General features: G+C 63.3%; 14 protein-coding genes. 6 read left to right on the top strand and 8 right to left on the bottom strand.

Features of this window, described 5'->3' with window-relative positions; all coding sequences use genetic code 11:
• Positions 1-12 precede the first annotated feature (12 nt).
• The gene (locus PLU72_14340) at positions 13-690 is read right to left on the bottom strand and encodes a cytidylate kinase-like family protein (GenBank protein HOT29359.1); all 678 of its coding nucleotides are present in this window, start codon (positions 688-690) and stop codon (positions 13-15) included.
• Positions 691-921: 231 nt separating this feature from the next.
• Between PLU72_14340 and PLU72_14335 the strand changes: the two genes are divergently transcribed.
• Together PLU72_14335 and PLU72_14330 are read left to right on the top strand one after the other, a co-directional pair.
• Entirely contained in the window at positions 922-1080 is a 159-nt protein-coding gene (locus PLU72_14335) for a hypothetical protein (protein HOT29358.1), read from the top strand.
• A gap of 190 nt (positions 1081-1270) precedes the next feature.
• Positions 1271-1723, top strand: a complete 453-nt coding sequence (locus tag PLU72_14330; protein HOT29357.1) for a hypothetical protein — start codon at positions 1271-1273, stop codon at positions 1721-1723.
• Positions 1724-1858: 135 nt separating this feature from the next.
• Here PLU72_14330 and PLU72_14325 read toward each other — a convergent pair whose 3' ends face one another.
• The 5 genes from PLU72_14325 to PLU72_14305 all read right to left on the bottom strand — a co-directional run bounded on the left by PLU72_14325 (position 1859) and on the right by PLU72_14305 (position 6945).
• Complete coding sequence (locus PLU72_14325) at positions 1859-2341, bottom strand: metal-dependent transcriptional regulator (protein ID HOT29356.1); 483 nt, start codon at positions 2339-2341, stop codon at positions 1859-1861.
• A 16-nt stretch (positions 2342-2357) separates the two neighbouring features.
• Entirely contained in the window at positions 2358-4655 is a 2298-nt protein-coding gene (gene feoB, locus PLU72_14320) for a ferrous iron transport protein B (protein HOT29355.1), read from the bottom strand.
• 11 nt (positions 4656-4666) lie between these two features.
• Entirely contained in the window at positions 4667-4918 is a 252-nt protein-coding gene (locus tag PLU72_14315; GenBank protein HOT29354.1) for a FeoA family protein, read from the bottom strand.
• 294 nt (positions 4919-5212) lie between these two features.
• On the bottom strand, positions 5213-6709 hold the full coding sequence (locus PLU72_14310; protein ID HOT29353.1) for an AAA family ATPase: 1497 nt from the start codon (positions 6707-6709) through the stop codon (positions 5213-5215).
• Positions 6710-6711: 2 nt separating this feature from the next.
• Positions 6712-6945: a hypothetical protein gene (locus tag PLU72_14305; protein ID HOT29352.1), complete on the bottom strand. Its 234-nt coding sequence runs from the start codon at positions 6943-6945 to the stop codon at positions 6712-6714.
• A gap of 179 nt (positions 6946-7124) precedes the next feature.
• Here PLU72_14305 and PLU72_14300 point away from each other — a divergent pair, with 179 nt between their 5' ends.
• From PLU72_14300 to PLU72_14285, 4 genes are all read left to right on the top strand, one after another.
• Entirely contained in the window at positions 7125-7892 is a 768-nt protein-coding gene (locus tag PLU72_14300) for a hypothetical protein (GenBank protein ID HOT29351.1), read from the top strand.
• An 86-nt stretch (positions 7893-7978) separates the two neighbouring features.
• Complete coding sequence (locus tag PLU72_14295) at positions 7979-8917, top strand: serine acetyltransferase (protein ID HOT29350.1); 939 nt, start codon at positions 7979-7981, stop codon at positions 8915-8917.
• A 181-nt stretch (positions 8918-9098) separates the two neighbouring features.
• Entirely contained in the window at positions 9099-9395 is a 297-nt protein-coding gene (locus tag PLU72_14290; GenBank protein ID HOT29349.1) for a hypothetical protein, read from the top strand.
• Positions 9382-11436: a HEAT repeat domain-containing protein gene (locus PLU72_14285; GenBank protein ID HOT29348.1), complete on the top strand. Its 2055-nt coding sequence runs from the start codon at positions 9382-9384 to the stop codon at positions 11434-11436. The genes PLU72_14290 and PLU72_14285 overlap by 14 nt, the downstream gene beginning before the upstream one ends.
• Before the next feature lie 9 nt (positions 11437-11445).
• Here PLU72_14285 and PLU72_14280 read toward each other — a convergent pair whose 3' ends face one another.
• Positions 11446-14508 carry a SpoIIE family protein phosphatase gene (locus tag PLU72_14280; GenBank protein HOT29347.1) on the bottom strand — a complete coding sequence of 1021 codons (3063 nt, stop codon included), beginning with the start codon at positions 14506-14508 and terminating at the stop codon, positions 11446-11448.
• Positions 14505-17402 carry a PP2C family protein-serine/threonine phosphatase gene (locus tag PLU72_14275; GenBank protein ID HOT29346.1) on the bottom strand — a complete coding sequence of 966 codons (2898 nt, stop codon included), beginning with the start codon at positions 17400-17402 and terminating at the stop codon, positions 14505-14507. The genes PLU72_14280 and PLU72_14275 overlap by 4 nt, the downstream gene beginning before the upstream one ends.
• Positions 17403-17445: the final 43 nt, after the last annotated feature.

Genomic DNA, 17445 nt, shown 5'->3' with positions numbered 1-17445 from the left:
GGAGGATTCAGATCATGCAGCCGGCCGCTTGACGGCCGCGAGAATAAGCGGCAGGGCGGCTTCAGGAGCGATGCGGCTGGTATTCACCGTGAGGTGATACAGGTGCGGGTCGTTCCAGTCGACGTCGAAAAAGTCGGAAATGAACGCGCTCGCCGCGGCGTCTTTCTTCTCGATGATTTCGGTTGCTTTCGCCTCGTCGACTTTCTGTTCGTCCATCACGCGTGCGACGCGGTCTTTCATATCGGCGACGATGCGAACATGCGTCGTATCGGGGGTATCCTGAAGAATGCGGCTCGCTCCGCGGCCGAGGATGACGACGTTCCCCTTCGCGGCCATTTCCTTGATGACGGATGTCAGCACGTCGATGTACTCCTCGTGCTTGTATTCCTGATCGGGAAAGGATGGGACATAGTAACTCGTGCTTTCCCATTCGAGGGGGGCCATGCCGAAGGGGTGAAACACCCGGCCGCCTTTCGCGATGCTGGCGAGGGCTTCCTGAAAGAAGGCGCCGATCCGGTTGTAGGTATCCTGGTCGAAATCGTTCAGCTCTTCGCGGGATTTGCCCATCTTCTGAGCGATCTCGTGAATGATCTCCTTCTCGATGCACGTGCCGCCGATTGCCTCCGCAAGTTTGAGGGCTATGAACGCACCGCCCGCGCCGAACTCTCTCGAAATCGTGATAACAGGCATGTCTTTCCTCTTCCTCTCTGAGATGTGAACCACGAATTTCTTGCGGTTCCGAAGTCATTTTATACGAAACGCCCCGAATGAAGCAAGACATGACGCATGCGAAGCGGAGATGCGGGGTAACCCTCAAAAAAAGAAAAAAAGTTGCCGATAGCCTCTTCGGAATCGAACGAAAACGTACGAAAGATTACCTGGAACGAAAAATTTCGCGAAGCCGAGGAGGAAGCAACGAGTATGGTGCACCCCGCGATGGTGGGAATTACGGAGCTGATGACCGACGACAATTTCCTGGTCTGGATGGAAAGCCAGGAAGAGGATCTCCTGGAACGCCTGTCGACGTATGAAGTCTACACCCGCTTCCAGAGTGAAATGGCGTCAGTGACGACTCACTGAGAGAGATCTCCGATGCGACCGCCCCGGACGTATGATCCGGGGCGGTCGCGTTTTATCCCGTGAATTCCCCGACTGAATTTTCGGGCGACATGCGCTACAATGATCAGGAATGTTCCGGAGGGGGCGTCGGCTGGGCAGGCGAGACCGGAAGAGCCGGCGACGTCGCAATTTTTCAGTGGGGGCGGATGCGATGGGGGACGTCGCGACGAAGCGGGAGACGTTGATCCAGTTCTGGCGTCAGTCGGAAGAGGCTGCCGCAACCCTTCACGGCCGGGCCGAGGAGTTTTTGAAGTTCTATCTCGGGGCCGCGACCGCGATGACCGGCTGGTTCGTCACGAACGCCTCAGACAAGGCTCTTCCCGCCTTGCTGATCGCTTGCGTCGGCGTGTTTGCCTCCGGCCATGTGGCCTCGTTTCACGTCGCGGCTTTCCGCGTTCACAGGCGCGCTCGCGATCTCGCCGGCCTCCTGGCGGCCATGGATGGGCTTGCCCCGGAGAGCGTCCTCTACACGCAGGACGACGAAATGACGCGCTGGCTGCGCACCGGTCACCCGGCCACGGGGGCGGTCTTCAACTGCCTGACGGCTCTCGGCCTCTGCGTCGTCTACAGTCTGGTGCTGGCCGGCATGGGCGGCATCATCTGAACGAAAAAGGCCCGCTTGCGCTTTGCAGGAATTTCTTATGCAATATATCGAAATATATAATACTGTGCTGCCGTTAGCGAGTCCGCTTGCCACGGTCTTGCGCCCAACCGCTGGCTAAGGGGCGGGGGATGGAATTCAGCGGCTACTCTGCTTTCTGTTCCTGAAGTTCGCGAAATCGCGTTTTCGGCGTTGAAGAGTCGCGTCGCCGAGATCCTGGTGAAGGAATTCCATGTAATCGGCGAGACGCGCGATCGTGGCCGGGGAGATCTTGTGCTCGAGGCTGCACGCTTCTTCCTCGGCGAGTTCTTCCGGAAGCTCGAGGACGTTCAGGAAAAAGTCGGCCAGGACCCGATGACGGGAATTGAGCCTTCTGATCGTCGATTCGCCCAGCTTCGTGAGGGTCACGGGGCGGTAGGTTTCGTATTTGATCAGTTCGAGTTTCGCCAGACGTCGGAGCGCGTTGGTGACGGACGGCGTGGTGCAACCCATCGCCGAGGCGATATCGGTGGCGCGGACGGCGCCGTATTTGCGCTGGAGCTCGTGAATGTGTTCGAGGTACGACTCGAGCGTGCTCGAGAGCCCTTTTTTCGAACGTTGAGACTCGCCTGGTTCCTTCATTCGGGCAACCGCCTTGTCATGGGTTTTCGCCGTCGGAACGGACGACGCGGCAGCTCGTTCCTCTGCACGAGGCACACGGGGTTTCTCCGCCGAGGTCGGCGCGAAGCCTTCGGACAAGATACCACACGGCGAAGACGATCGAAACCAGAATCACGACCGTGTCGCCTGGTGGGGAAGAGGCGGCCGGGGCCGTTCTGGTGACTCCGGCAATGGTCGCCGTGATCAGGGTCAGCGACCAGGCGAGGACGCCCGGGAGCAGGGTCGCGACCAGGGTGAACCCCGCCGACTTCGTCTCGCGCCAGATGACGCCGACGGTCGGAAGGCACGGCACGTAGAGCAGCGTGAACAGCATGAACAGGAAGCCGATCATCGGCGTCATCCCCTCGCGGCGCATAGCCGTTCCGAGATCGTTGTCGACGGGCTTGTACAGGACCGACAGCGTCGAGACAATGCTCTCCTTCGCCAGGAATCCCGGCACGAGCGAGACCGCCTCGCGCCATCCGAAGCCGAGAGGCCGCACCAGTGGCTCGAGAGCCCGGCCGAGGCTTCCCATGTAGCGGCGTTCCATCGTTTCGCGCGCCAGCGACTCTTCGAGGCCGGCGATCCGTTCGGCGATCTCTGCGGTCTGCGAGGCGGCTTTCAGAGCTGCGATCTCGGCCTGATACGGGCGGCTGTAGACGACGTCGCGGGGGAACGCCGTCAGGCTCCAGACAAGGATCGTACCGGCCAGGATTACGCCGCCGGCTTTTTCAAGGAAGTGCCAGGCTTTATCCCAGAGCATCGACTTCACGCTGCGCCATGTTGGAAGCCGGTAGGGCGGCATTTCGAGCATGAACGGCGCCTGGGTGAGCGGCGGCATGAACCGGCTGAGCAGTCTGCCGACCGTGACGAGCACGAGCAGGTTGATGAAATACAGGATCGAAAGTGTCAGCCCGGGTCGTTCGGGAAAAAATATTCCACAGAATAAAACCAGCACCGGCAGCCGCGCCGAACAGCCGACGAGGGGCATGAGCAGGGTCACAAGCCGGCGCTGGCGCCTGTCGTCGAGCAGGCGGGTCGACATGATCGCCGGAACGTTGCAGCCGAAACCCATCAGCAGCGGGACGAACGCGCGGCCATGGAGGCCGATTCCCTGCATCAGTCTGTCCATGAGAAAGGCGGCGCGCGACATGTAGCCGGAGTCTTCGAGAAGCGAGATCCAGAGGAAGAGAATCAGCACGCTTGGAAGAAAAACCAGGATGCCGCCGAGGCCCGTGACGATGCCGTCCAGAAGAAGATCGCGCCACAGGCCGTCCGGAAGGTGCGCGGCGCCGAGCCCCCGGAGATGCTCGATGCCGGCTTCGATCGCGTCGGCCGGATACGCCCCGAGCGAGAAGGTCGTCCAGAACATCAGGGCGATGAGCGCGGCGAAGACGGGGATGCCCCAGAGCCGGTGGGTGAAAATGCGGTCGAGGTCCGAGGAACCCCGGTCTTCGGCAGACGGTGCGGCCTTGTGGGTCGCCTTCAGGAGGCGGGAAATGCGATCGTAGCGGTCGGTCGCGAGGCGGCACGGCAGACCTCCGGCGCCGGTCACGCACTCGCCGGCGGACTCGAGGGCCTGGAGCAGTTTCGCCCGGACCGGCTCGAGCTCCTGCGCCGATTCCGTTTCGGGATGGGCGTCCGGCGACGGTTGGCCGATGAGAGCCTGGATCGCCCGAAGCCGCCTGGAGGGCGCTGCATTCGGCCAGGATTGCCGGAAGAGCGAGGGCATCGCCGTTTCCACGGCCGACTGCCAGGGCCGGGGAAGCCGCATGACGGTCAGGCCGTTGTCGGATGGGCCGGCCGGTGACGGTTCGGAAAGCGCTGCGATGAGCGCCGGGATGCCTTCCCCGGTTCGGGCGACGGTCGCAAACACCCTGCAGCCGGTCAGCCTCGCGACCTTTTCGAGGTCGAGCTTGGCGCCGGAGGCCTTGAGGGCATCGTAGCAGTTGAACACGAGCCAGGGGTGCAGACCGAGCTCGAGCAGCTGCATGGTGAGGAAGAGATTGCGCTCGAGGTTTCCCGCGTCGATGACATTCAGCATCGTGTTGCCGGCTATCTCGTCGAGTTGATCGAGAACGACCCGTTCTTCGGGGCTTGCGGGCGTCAGCGAATACGTTCCCGGGAGGTCGGAAACGACCAGTTCGCGATCGCCGACCCGGCGAAAGCCCTCGATGCGGTCGACGGTGACGCCCGGCCAATTGCCGACGTGACGGCGCTCGCCGGTGATGGCGTTGAAAAGGCTCGTCTTGCCGCAGTTCGGGTTGCCGACCAGGAAAACGCGGACCGGCTCCATGATGCTGCCGTTCAGGCGGCTCGCCTGACGGGATGGATGCTGACGAGAGAGGATTCGCTGCGGCGGAGGCCGATGCAGTAGCCCCGGATGCAGAACGTCGCGGGATCGCCCATGGGTGCCCGCTGGAGGGCCGTGACCGGCGTGCCGGGAATGAACCCGAGTTCGAGCAGACGGTTTCCCGCCGGGGTGGAGGCGTCGATGTCTCTGATCGTCGCCGTCTCGCCGATCGGCAGATCGGAAAGCGTGACGTTCATCTTTACCATGCCTGTTTCGTCTCCTGCGGCTCGCGCCGCCCAACCAGATCGGTCGCCGGATGTTTCAACCGTGACACATTGTTAGCTTCATCTAACATTACTATACACCAAAAACATTCAACGCGCAAGGCAAATTGTGTACACGGGGTTGCGATGTGTGTGCCGTTGATCCCTGCATGATACAAGGCATGTTGCCTTCCCGCTCGCGCTGAGCCTGTCGAAGCGCGAAATGCGCTCGTCCTTCGACAAGCTCAGGGCGACGGGGGATTCAGCCTGCGGGCTTCAAAAACGGGCCGCGTGCGCCTACTTGTCGGATTTCGAGGCGGAGATGGCTCGCTCGCTCGCCCAGGCGCGGATGAATTTGATCTGCTCGGCCATTGTGCGCGAGAGGGGAACCGTGCCGCGGATGATCGTGTACAGATCGTCGAGCGTCAACTGGGCCCCCCGGTCGAAGGCCTCGACCATGGCCGCCTCGACGACGTGCTCGATCTCGGCGCCGTTCCAGAACTCGGTCGAGACGCTGAGAAGCGTGAGGTCGAACGTTGCGGTATCGACGCCGCGCCGCTGGAGGTGAACCTTGAAAATCTCCTCGCGCTCGCGGTCGTTGGGCAGATCGATGAAAAACACCTGGTCGAACCGCCCCTTGCGGATGATTTCGGCGGGCAACAGGTCGATGCGGTTGGCGGTGGCGGCCACGAACACGTCGGCCTTCTTTTCCTGCATCCAGGTGAGGAACGCCGAAAAAATGTGCGAGCCGGTGCTGCCGTCCTTCATCGTCGAACTGCTGATGCCGCCCTCGATTTCGTCGAACCAGAGAATGGCCGGCGCCATCGCCTCGATCGATTTGATCGCCCGATGGAACGCGCCTTCCGGCGAACCGTGCAGGCCGGAATACACCTGGTTCATGTCGAGTCGGAACAGCGGCAGGTTCCACAGGGAACTGATCGCCTTGACCGACAGCGATTTGCCGCAGCCGGATATTCCCATCATCAGCAGACCGCGCGGGGGTCTGAGCCCCGCCGCCGCCGCTTCCGGGGAAAACAGCCGGCGTCGTTTCGTCAGCCAGTTCTTGAGATTCTCGAGTCCGCCCACGTCTTCGAGGGAGGAGTCCGTCCGGACGTATTCGAGGATGCCCTCCTTGCGGGCGAGCTGCTCTTTTTCCTCCTGGAGTTGCTTCACGATCGAACCGTCGATGACTTTCACGCCCCAGAGAAGCTTGGTGAGGCACTGCTGGGCTTCGGTCGTCGTAAACCCCTGGAGAGCCGTCGCCGCGGCGGCCAGGTTTTCCGGAGTCATTTTGTTTTCCGCTCCCCGCTTGGTCGCGGATGCGAAGGCGCGCTCGATCAGGTCGGTGAGTTCTGCCTGGTCAGGCAGGCCGAAGTCGAGCAGATAGACGTCCTTGCGGACGTCGACGGGGAGATGGATGTCGCCGCCGAGCAGAAAGAGAAAGCGGTTCTGTCCGCGAAATGCGGTGTTCACGGTGCGGAGCCGGCGTTGGATCTCGGGCTTCTCGAGGAAGGGAATGATGTCGCGAAACACGAAGAAACCGGGTTCCGTCGCGCGAACCGCGGCCTCGAGAGCCGCTTCCGGGGTCGTGACGCCCGGTTGGTTCAGATCGCCCGCGGTGAGGCCTGCCTGGAGATCCCACTGCGTGAGGGTTTTGTCGCTCTGGAAGACGGAGCGGGAGATCGCCGCAAGCGTCGCGATGACCTGTTCTTCCTCCCAGCTGCTGATCGCGATGACGGGAGTGCCGGCCATCAGCGCCCGTTTGAGCGCGGTAATGCCGGCCGTTCGGGGCATGCTCACGGGCGGGCCGTCGTTCCGCGCTGCTTCTTGACGGTGGCCGGGGTGGCCGGTTTCACGGCCGTTGGCGAGGGCGGCCTGGGAGCGGCCAGCTGGAGTTCTTCGCCCCGCACTTGGGGCATCTGGTGCCTGTAGAGATCTTTTTCGAAGAGTTCGCGGCAGTATATCAGCATTCCGGATGCCGTGCGGGTGAGTGTTTCGCGGGGCGTTCCGGCGGTGACTTCGTGTTTCATGATCTGTCTCCTCCAACGGATGAAGGTGATTGTCGATCATCTATTATAGGGGAGATATCGCGGCCCGCGCAACAGAAAAAATCACGTTTTTGGTTGACGGAACCGCGTTGTTGTGATACGCTGATCGACTACAAAAAACGAAGACGAAAAAAAGAACGACATCCTGGAGGATGACAAACATGAAAAAAATGCTTCTTGCCGCCGCCGTAACCGGCCTGTTGCTGATGACCCCGGCCGTGCGTGCCGATACGCTGGCCTCCCTCGACGCGGGGTATATCGCCGAGATCCAGCGGAATGCTCAGACGGTATCCCATCGCGAGGGGCTGAAGAATACGATCGAGCGGCTTCTTGACTGCTCCGCCGGCGGCCGTATCGAGGTCGCCCTGGTCGGCATGAGCCAGGTCCCCGAATGGGTCATCGACGCGTGGGCTCGCCACGAAGCCGAGTATGCCGAAGTCAGCATTTCCCGATACGGCATGTTTCTCGATGTGCGGCAACCCACCATCCGCACCGACTTTTACCGCTTCCGGACCGTCCGGAAAAACGGCGAGGTCGCCGAGACCCTGTATCAAAACATTCGCAAAGACAAAAAAGCCGCGATGATCTTCACGTTCGTCGACGGCGATCCGACCGGCAAGGACAAGGCCCTCGCCACGGTTCTCGAGGCCCTGTTGTCGGCGGTCGAAGAAGGGCAGATCACGGCGGCGGCCGTCGCGTTCGACGAGGCGCCCCAGCGCGTGGCCCAGCTCTGGAAAAAATACGCCCCCGAGAAGACGGAAAACGGCGACATCCGCGTTCAGCGCTTCAACGCCGAAACCGCCGGCGGCGAGGAAATATACTGGAGACTTTATTATGGGGACGCCGCGACCGGCGCAGAGCAAAGCATGCTCATCGTCGACGATCGCATGGTCTATTGCGAGATCAACGGACGAATCATCGTCGAGTGACCGATGGAAACGGCGCGCCCCGGCAGAGCACAGTCTCCGGGGCGCTTTTCATTCCGGCGCGCCGGTAGCGGAGAGGGAGGATGCCCATGAACCCGATGCTGAAAAAGCTCACGGACAAGGTGATGGCCGGGCTGGCCGACGGTGCCGACGGAGTGCAGCACTTCGACGCGAGCCCGCTTCCCGACAAACGGGAGATGGCGCAGATTCTCGAAGACGCGTTGTTCCTGATTTTTCCGGGGTATTTCGGCGACTCGAGGCTCTCCTTCGAGTCGATGGAGCTCCAGGTCGGCTTCCGGGTCGCGACCCTGTATGAGAGACTCCAGGCCCAGGTTCTGCGCGAGTCGCAGCATTCGTGCAGGTTCGCCCACCGCGCCTGCAAACATTGTCAAAGCTATGCCGCTCTGATCGCACGCACGTTCATCGAAGACCTGCCGGCCATCCGAAACATCCTCGAGGACGACGTTCGGGCGGCGTACCGGAACGATCCCGCCGCCTCGGGCTTCGACGAGATCATTTTCAGCTATCCCGGGCTCGAGGCGATCGCGGTGTACCGCATTGCGCACCATCTCAGCGAGCAGGGGCTGATTCTCATTCCCCGCATCATGACCGAGTGGGCCCACGCGCGGACCGGCGTCGACATCCATCCCGGGGCGAAGATCGGCCGCAGCTTTTTCATCGACCACGGAACCGGCGTCGTGATCGGACAAACGACCGTCATCGGCGACCGGGTGACCCTGTATCAGGGCGTAACGCTTGGCGCGCTCAATTTCCCCCGCGATTCCCAGGGAAACGTGATCCGCAATGCGAAGCGCCACCCCACGATCGAAGATGACGTCGTCGTCTATGCCGGCGCGACCATCCTCGGCGGAAACACCGTGATCGGCCGCGGTTCGGTCATCGGCGGCAACGTCTGGCTCACCGAGTCGGTGCCGCCCGAAACCCGTGTGCTCATGGCCAAACCGCAGCACAGGATAACGAGCGCCCGGCAGGCTTCCCAGGAAGCGATCGTCGTCAGCCCGGAATGATACGGTATCGCGCTGACGCGCTGATTCGAACGGTGACGGGACGGACGATTCTGCATGCCGTTGAGCGGGGATTCCCCGAAAGGGGTTAACAAAATCCATCGTTCAGCCGAAACGGTGTTTCTGAGCCATGTCTGGAAACGATCGTGAGTCGAGAGCGACAACACCGGAGATGAGAACCCGAGTGACGATTCTCTTCGCCTGCATCGCGCTTCTCTGTACGGGAAGCGGTTGCCGCCGTCGGGGGGATCCGGGCCCGGCGCGCTACGAGCGTGAAATTGAGCTCGACCGTGCGGCATCGGCCCGGGCGACGAGCGAACGCGCCGGAACATGGATTTCCGGCAGGTATCCCTGGCAGGGGCGGGCCGATCCAAGCATCGAATCGCTTCCGCAGCGCATCGCCGATATGGAGGCGTCATTCAAGCGGGAAAGCGATGTCCATCGCCAGGTGCTGTATGGCAGGCGAGATGAACGGCGATAACGAAACGTATACATCGGCACGTGGCCAAGGGGAATACGCGTGGCCGGCCTTGCTGCTGATCTTCCTCATCCTCGGCGGACTTCCCCATGGGCCCGTTCCGGCCAGCATGGCGACGGCCGGAGAAAAGGCGGGAGTGAAGGCTGCTCATGACCTCGACAAGGATCTCGACGTCGTCGGTTCTCCCGAATCGTCCGCCTCTACGCCGGAGTCCGCCGCGCCCACCGCGGAAGAAGGAAAGCCGGTTCCCGAGGAACACCTGCCGTCCCCTCCGGAAGACCTGGACCAGATCGAGCAGCAGGCGGAAGGGCTGCTTGCCGGGAAAAAATTCGACGCCGCTGCTGATTTCGTCAGGGAAAACGAGGCCGCGCTTGCCGTTTCCTTCAGACTGAAGCAGATTCTGCTCGAGGCGCTCATCCAGACGGAAAATCCCAACTGGGTGGATGTCGGAAACCGAGCGGAGGCGCTGCTCGAAGAGAGCCCGGCCGACCCCGTCGGAAACCTGGCGCTCGGCATGTCCTGGGCCAACCGGAAAACGCCCGATGCCGCCAAGGCCCTGACGTATCTGGCGAAGGCGAAGGACTCGAAGAGAGCCCTGGCCATGGCCGGCGCCGTCTATTGGAAGTTTTGGGCGAAGAAGAACTGGTATGGTCTTGTGGGCATCCTCGCTCTGGTTCTCGGAGGCGGGTTCGCCGTCGCGCGAGCTCGAAAACGCAGGCGCCAGGCCGAAGAAGAGCTCGCCAACGCCCTGGGCGGGGCTCCGCCAGCTCGGGAGAGTGAGGCGCCTTCGGGATCGAACGCCGTCGATGAACCTCGTCCGGCTGCCCGGGCAGGCATTTCGCCGGCGGCGGCTAAGACCACGGAACAAGCTTCGAGAAAAACGGTTCCGGGAACTGACCAAAAGCCCGGGCCCGACATGAAGCCCGAACAGGCGCCCGAGCCGATACCCGGGCCTGCCGATGAGGCGCGCGCACCTGCGAAAGAGCCTGTCACGGAGTCCTCCGTGCCGGTCTCAGAACGTCCGCCCGCCCTGACGTCCGGGCCGGCCACGGTGGCGCCGCCCGACGTGACGCTACGAAGCGAACCCTCCGCATCCACTCCCGCGGCACATGCCGCGCATATTCCCCATGCCCGGGCCACGGAGGTTCTTCCGGCCATCGATCTGGCGGCGGCGAATCTCGGACCCGGCGGTCTCGCGCCTTCCAGGCCCCCGCATCTGCCCGGGCGTGAGGCTGAGGCCGTCTGGCAGAACCTCGTCCGTCAGGCGACGTCGAGGCCGATACCGCTCGACGTGCGCGAGCCGGCGCCTCCCCCACCTCCGCCGCCTGTCATCGATCCGGCCCAGGCGGGCGACGTCACGCTCGATCTCTCCGACGCATCCATGACGGAAGACCTGGTGACGAAACTGCGCATGCTGGCGATCACCGACGGCGAGTTGCGAAAACTGCTCCAGATGCGCAATCCCGAACACCTGCCGGCGCTCGTCGAATACATCACCATGAAGCCCGACCCGGTGCGACTGGCCTTCATGGCTCGCGAGATGGGACACTACCACGATCCGGCCGTCTCGGAAATTCTGTCGACATTACTCTATCACCCCGACCACCGTGTGACCCTTTCGGCGATCCAGGGCCTGCAGATCAACGGCGGCTCCGAGTCGGTGGCGGTCGTCTGCCCGTTCCTTGAGTCGGACGTTCCGGTGCTCGTCGAGGCGGCCCGGGCGGCGCTCACCGAATTTGGCCCGCGGCTCGTTCTGGAAGGGCTCGCACGCCTGCCGTCCCACCCCGACGAGCGCGTGCGCTCCGGCGGGGTGTTCGTCCTGTCGCGCATGAAAGGCGATGCGGTTTCGCGTCTGCTCGTCGCGATGCTCGGCGACCCGTCCTCCGAGGTGCGCCGCAAGGTGCTGCTCGCGATGGCCTACCAGAAAAATCCCGCCTATATCCCCACGCTTCGCGAATTCGTCCGCCAGGCACCGGACGAAGACCGGAAAGTTGCCCGAAAGGCGATCGTGTTCCTCCAGTCGATGGAGCGGAAACCGGGATGAACAGGACGGTCAGTCGCGCGGCATGATGACGACCAGCGTCACATCGTCGCTGTAGCTGCCGGTTCCGATATGCGCCTGGAGTCGGGCAAACAGCGGGGCCAGCAGGTCGGTGTCGGCTGAAATTCTGCGCCCCGTTTCCCGTCTGAGTTGTCCGGCGGCGGCCGTGACGTTGTCGTAGCCGAACATGATTCGGTCGGGGCTCATCGCCTCGACGAGACCGTCGGAATACAGCAGCAGGCCGGCGTTTCGCAGATCGATATCGAGCCGCTTGAACACGGCTTTCGCACGCGTTCCGAGAGGCTGGGACGGCATGGCCACCTGGGCCGAGGCGCCGTCGTGAGGGATCAGGATGGGATAACACTGGCCCGCGTTTGCCGCCATTATGCGCCTGGCCTGCACATCGAGAATGCCCAGAAAACAACTCATCATCTTGGACCGGTTCAGGATATTCAGCATCAACCTGTTCAGCCGCTGAAGCACTTCTTCCGGCTGGTCTGGATAGCGCGGGCACAGAATCGTGAACGCGGCCTTGGCCATCGCCGTGACGAGGGCCGCCGAGACGCCGTGGCCCGTTACGTCGCCCAGGATAACGGCTGTCAGCCCCCGATGCAGGGGGATGAAATCGAAGTAATCGCCCCCGACGGCCTGGATCATGCTGTTTCTGCCCTGCACGAGGTATGGGCCGAGGTCCAGACGGCTCTGCGGAAGGAGGTCCGCCTGCACGGTGCGGGCGAGTTCCATCTCCTTCAACCGTTCCATCGCCTGGTTGACGGCGGCGCACATCTGGCCGAGCTCGTCTGTGCCTGTCACGGGGATCGGGCTGTCGTAGCCGCCCTTCTTCATCGCCTCGAGACCGGCCGTGATCGCGGCGATCGGCGTGACAACGCGATACCACAAGGCGGTGAGAACGCCCAGCCCGAACAGGGCCAGGACCGCGACGCAGCCCCAGACCCGCGCGGACACCTCGCCGAAGCGTCGCTCCAGCTCGGCGACGGGAACGATCGCGAGCAGGGCGTAATGCTTCAGGGCAGTGGCGGGAAGGGCGCAGACGAGATGGGGCGATCCGTCGATATCCATCGTGAGGGAAACGGCGTTTGAGCAGCGGTTGAGTCGCGCCAGGAGTTTCGAGAATCTCCGGTGGTCCTGCTGATTTGGAAAGCAGAGACCCTGGTGATGCCAAGAGACGGCATACAGCCTCAGCGGCGAGTCGGCGTCGGGCCGATACCCATCCGAGGCACCGCGAGCGAAGAGAGTTTCGAGGAAATTCATCTCGAGGGTGATCAGGTTGTGGAAAATGAAAATCGCATACCAGGCGTCGCCGGCGGGTCCGGCAATGACGTCGATATACAGCTGAGCGATCGATGCGCCGCTCGAGACCGAGACGAATTTCCGCAGCCCCGTGCGGACTCCCTGAATCAGCTCCTTCGCGTCATCCTCGAGGACGCTGTCGACGACCATGTCCGCCGTGCTGGACTGGCGCGCGCCGCTCAGCCCCCGGTCGGCGTTCGCCTGGTCCATGGCGAGCTTGCCGGCCTGGACGGCGGCCCGGGCGATCATGTTCTCGACTCGCGAGCCTTCGGCGGTGTCCCGGTCCAGCGCCTCCTGGCCGTGGATGATCGCTTCGACCTCGAGGGGCGTCGGGATCAGGCCCCGTTCGACGAAACTCTGGAACAGCCTCACGCGTTCGGTTTTCGGCAGGCTCACGCACCGCCGCATCTCGGCGAGGATGATCCTCGCCGTCTGCAACGACTGGCCGCTTGAGGCAACAATCCGCATCCCATCGAATCGGAACTCGTCGAACATCTGCCGGAAGGCTCCCAGATCGAGCTCCGCGCGGTTCAAACGTCGTTCCGCATCCCGGCACATCCGGTCATATTGGAGGCGGCGGAGAGTGAGATACGGCGCGAAGCGCGCGTCGACAGCCGAAAGGTGCCGATATGCCTCCTGGCACAGTTCTTCGGGGATCCCCTCGCGCCGTTCCTCGAGATACAGATGCGCGAGGCCCGAGGAAAGCAGCAGCGGGAACCCGAAACCGAGGCCGAAGAACAGCAGCAGCTTTCCCCAGACCGGAAACGAAACGCTCGCGCCGCCGAACGTGAGGGTATAAGATTTAATACCGATAAATATAATAAAAAGAATATGGAATGCGGCGACGGCGAGGAGGAAGCCCTTCGGATACCCGGGGTCGGGCGCCGAAGAGACGACCAGAGTGGTGTCGTCGAGACGTTTCAGCGATACGAGCCTGTCTTCCAGGACGATGCGGTCGTCCGCCGCGAGCGACTGCAACCGCTTCAGTTCGACCAGCGGCATCCGCCGCGCCGTGCCGGGAATCACAACGTCCGTCTCCTCGTCTCCAGCGATGACGGTGTCGGTGAGCCCGAGTCGTTGTCGCACCCGATCGGGAATGAAGCGCGGGGGCAGTTTCTGCTGATGAATGAAGGCGAGCATGCCTGCGATGCGCTGTTCGGGAATGCCGTCCTGGAACACGTGGAATCCCCAGCTGAAAGCCAGGGAACCGCCGAGCTGGATGGCCTTTCCGGGCCGGCCCTTCATGGCGCGCATGAGCGTCTCCGGAGCGGGAAGGATCTGGCTCAGCCGCTGGGTGATCGTGGCGGGCACCTCGAGATGATGGGTCCAGTCGAGCCTGATCCTGTCCATGAACTCCTGGATGTCTGGAGGCGAGGTGCGGCGCTGGATCAGCGTTCCCGAGCCGCCGAACACGTGGATATCGATCGAGCCGGACGGCCATTTCCCGGAAAAGCCGCGAACGACGGCATCGACGGCGTCCGGACGGGCCGCGAGACCGCGGACGGAAGCGAACACGTCTTCCAGTTCGCGCTGGAAAAATATCTGGGAGTCCGCTTCCGTCTGAAGTTCGGTGAACGCACGCTCCATCCCGCCAAAAACGGCGTTCCGGGCCGCCCGGCGGCTTGAATCGGCGCCGATGTCGAGAGCGACGCCGATGACGAGCGTGGGGAAGCCCAGCCAGAGAAGAAGACGGAACAACCACTGGCCGAGGGTTGCGATTCCAGGCGATTGCCGGCATGTCCGGGGAGGCGAGGCCTGCATCATGACGATTCCTCTCCGGTCTGGTCTGAATGGACGGGCAGGGCCGCAAGGAGGAGAACGGTCTGGTCATCCGCCGGAGTTTGCCCGCCCTGCCATGCGTTGAGAGCCTCCCAGAGCCTTCCGCCGAGATGCTCCGGCTCCTCGGAGCGGAGGCCGTCGAGCAGGTCGGAAATTCCCGCGCTGCCGGCTGCCCGGCCGGCCGGGTCGCATGCGTCGACGACCCCATCGGTGCAGATGACGAGCCGGTCACCGGGTGCCAGCGTCAGCTGATGTTCCGGGGTCGCACGGCCGCTCGAGCCTGCGCCCAGACCGTCTCCGTCGACGGCCAGCAGGCTTGGCGCCGCTTCGCTCGCGAGCAGGATCGGAAACAGACGGCCCGTCGCGGCATACCGGAGACATCCGGTCGCCGGATCGTGGATGCCGAGCAGCATTCCGACACGGCTGAGCCGGCGGGCGTGGAGGCGGAAATACCTGTCGAGCTCGCTCAGAACGACCGTGGGCGTGGCCTTCTCCTCGTCGAGGAAGAGGCGCGTCGCGGTTTTCGCCATGGCCATCACGAGAGCGGCGCTGACGCCGCGCGCCGCGACGTCGCCGACCATGAACGCGATCCGCCCGTCAGGAAGGGGGAGCATGTCGAAGATCTCGCCGCCGATATCCGATGCGGAGCGGCTCCAGCCCTGAAGATGCCAGCCGGGGCCGGTCATGGGCCGGCCCGAGATCAGCTGCTCCTGGACGGTCTTCGCGAGCGACCGCTCGTGCAGGTCCTCCATGATGGCGGTGACGCCGTCGCCGATCCGTTGGAGTTCATCGCCCGTGCCGACGCTGACGGGTTCGTCAAGTCGCATCCGGACCAGGCGGTCGATGCCTTCGGTGAGGATGCGCATCGGTCCCAGCAGCATGCCGCCGAACATCCAGGCCAACAGCAGGGAAAAGCCGGTGCCGGCGAAAGCCAGGAGGGTGATGCGCGTGGAGACCGCTCGCACGGCGTCGTCGATCGGCTGGAAGGGGGTCAGCAGGAACAGGTGGTAATCCGACATCACGCGCCCCGGAATGGCCGTTACGAGCATGCGCTCGCCCCCGATGCGGCCGAGTCGGTGCTGCGTCGCCCCGGTGAGGTCGAGCAGTTCCCGGAGTCGCTCCAGATCCGGTTCACGCAGAAGCCCGGACGGGGGCACGGCGGGGAGATTGCCGGAACTGCGCTTCGAGAGGGCGACGAGTCGGTGCTGTGTGTTCCGTTCGAGATTGTTTGCGGTGGCGGAGAGATGCTTCTCCTCGAGAACCGCCGTATCGTGCAGAATGACGAGGGCGGCCGTCGCGAGGCCGTCGGAGGTGCAGAGCAGGTCGAGGAACACCGTGGCGTTGACTCCGTGGAGAGTCATCGGCTGGAGCGTGCCCCGCAACCTGATGAGTTGCTCAACGGGGCGCGCCAGGAGAACGTTGAGCATGTTGCGCGATCCGGTCGTCGTCTCCTCCGAAGCCTCGTCCGGGACGGAGTTGAACTTGTCCATCGCTTTCTGGGCGAGGGCCTGGATGATCTTTGGCTGGTCGTTGGCGAAGTTTCCCGTCGTCGAGTCGGGGGACGCGATGAATTTATAACGAAGAATATCTGTCGTGTCGTACAGGAATGCCGCCGAAAAATTCCGGGTCTTTGCAAAGGGCTGGAGGTGGGCTTCCAGAGAGGAAATACTGCCTGAAGCCGGCTCGCCCGTGATGCTCCGCTCGATGTCGCGGGCGGCCCGGCGGTATGCCCGCGCCCAGGAGGCGAAGGCCGGGCTGAAATCGGCGTCGATGCTCTGGAGAAGACGGACGGCGGTGTTCTGGTTGTCCCGGATGAGCGATGCCTGGCTGGCCTGACCGTACACGTGGGAAAACCCGATCAGGGCGGCAAGCCCTGCGACGCCCGCGATGCCGAACCAGCCGAGAAGCTGGAGACGGAGCGGAACGACGAGATTTTGGCCGAAAAAAACCGCCCACATCAGCACCAGGAAAAGCTCGAGAAGGATCACGACGAGGAAGCTGCGCAGGCGGAGAATGAGATCCGACGGAACCGGTGTCCGGCGCATGCCGAACAGGCGAACACCGTCGTTCGTGTCGCTCAGGGCGAGCAGATGGCTGCGGCCGCGATACAGCGGCTTCAACCGGAGGCGTCGGAGTTTTTCCGCGAGAGGTGCGGGAAGTGGCTTGCCGCCGCCGAGTCCGGAGTGGCGACTGTTCCTCAGGTCGAGCCATCCGAAGGCATGACCGCCGCCGGCCAGACGGTCGATCCGGGAGCACGCGCGCGCGGCGAGCAGGAACGGGTCGATCTTCTTCTGGTCGATGAAAAGGAGGATGTGTCCGGCAATGCCGCCGGGCCGGGCTTGGAGCTGATACCAGCCGACGTACCGCGCCAGGCCGGTGAACGAAAAGTCGTGAAGATGATTCGGCCGCGACGAAAGCAGAGGGATCATCTGGTGGCCCCCGAGAAACGACTCCGCCTGGCTTTTCTCCATCGCGGAAAGCTGGAACGGTCCTTCCCGGGCGGCGCGGAGTACCAGGCCGAAGGCGCGCTCGGAGGCCACGGTCATGCCGGTACTGCAGCCCGGCCGCTGAACGCGTTTTCCGGCGGAATCAAACAGATACAGCCTGACCGCGTCGGCCGGCCATTCGCGCAGCGTCCCCCTGAGATCGCCGTTCCAGGTGATGGCGCGGGAAAGACGCTCGGCGAGTTCGAGGCAGGCCGTTTCGGGATGGGCAAGGCGGGAAAGATGCGCGGTGATTTCCTGGAGGTCTTCGGATGCGGTTCCCAGGACCAGCTTCGTTTCGCGTCTCTCGAGAACGCCCAGGATAGACCAGGTTGCGAAAAACGGGATCAGAACGAGAACCGCAGCGAACGTGACAAGCGAGATCGCGCGTCGCACGGCGGGGCCTCTTCCTGGAGTCATCCTGTCTGGTGCCTTCCTG

It is taken from the genome of Candidatus Ozemobacteraceae bacterium, assembly GCA_035373905.1.
Classification (GTDB): domain Bacteria; phylum Muiribacteriota; class Ozemobacteria; order Ozemobacterales; family Ozemobacteraceae; genus MWAR01.
Note: the sequence above shows the minus strand (reverse complement) of the source record. Positions and strands in the feature narration are given on the sequence as shown.

Bases quoted from the DNA above. Each gene is read 5' to 3' on its own strand.
- PLU72_14340 (HOT29359.1), bottom strand. From the start codon at position 690: ATGCCTGTTATCACGATTTCGAGAGAGTTCGGCGCGGGCGGTGCGTTC.
- PLU72_14335 (HOT29358.1), top strand. From the start codon at position 922: ATGGTGCACCCCGCGATGGTGGGAATTACGGAGCTGATGACCGACGAC.
- PLU72_14330 (HOT29357.1), top strand. From the start codon at position 1,271: ATGGGGGACGTCGCGACGAAGCGGGAGACGTTGATCCAGTTCTGGCGT.
- PLU72_14325 (HOT29356.1), bottom strand. From the start codon at position 2,341: ATGAAGGAACCAGGCGAGTCTCAACGTTCGAAAAAAGGGCTCTCGAGC.
- feoB (HOT29355.1), bottom strand. From the start codon at position 4,655: ATGGAGCCGGTCCGCGTTTTCCTGGTCGGCAACCCGAACTGCGGCAAG.
- PLU72_14315 (HOT29354.1), bottom strand. From the start codon at position 4,918: ATGGTAAAGATGAACGTCACGCTTTCCGATCTGCCGATCGGCGAGACG.
- PLU72_14310 (HOT29353.1), bottom strand. From the start codon at position 6,709: ATGCCCCGAACGGCCGGCATTACCGCGCTCAAACGGGCGCTGATGGCC.
- PLU72_14305 (HOT29352.1), bottom strand. From the start codon at position 6,945: ATGAAACACGAAGTCACCGCCGGAACGCCCCGCGAAACACTCACCCGC.
- PLU72_14300 (HOT29351.1), top strand. From the start codon at position 7,125: ATGAAAAAAATGCTTCTTGCCGCCGCCGTAACCGGCCTGTTGCTGATG.
- PLU72_14295 (HOT29350.1), top strand. From the start codon at position 7,979: ATGAACCCGATGCTGAAAAAGCTCACGGACAAGGTGATGGCCGGGCTG.
- PLU72_14285 (HOT29348.1), top strand. From the start codon at position 9,382: ATGAACGGCGATAACGAAACGTATACATCGGCACGTGGCCAAGGGGAA.
- PLU72_14280 (HOT29347.1), bottom strand. From the start codon at position 14,508: ATGATGCAGGCCTCGCCTCCCCGGACATGCCGGCAATCGCCTGGAATC.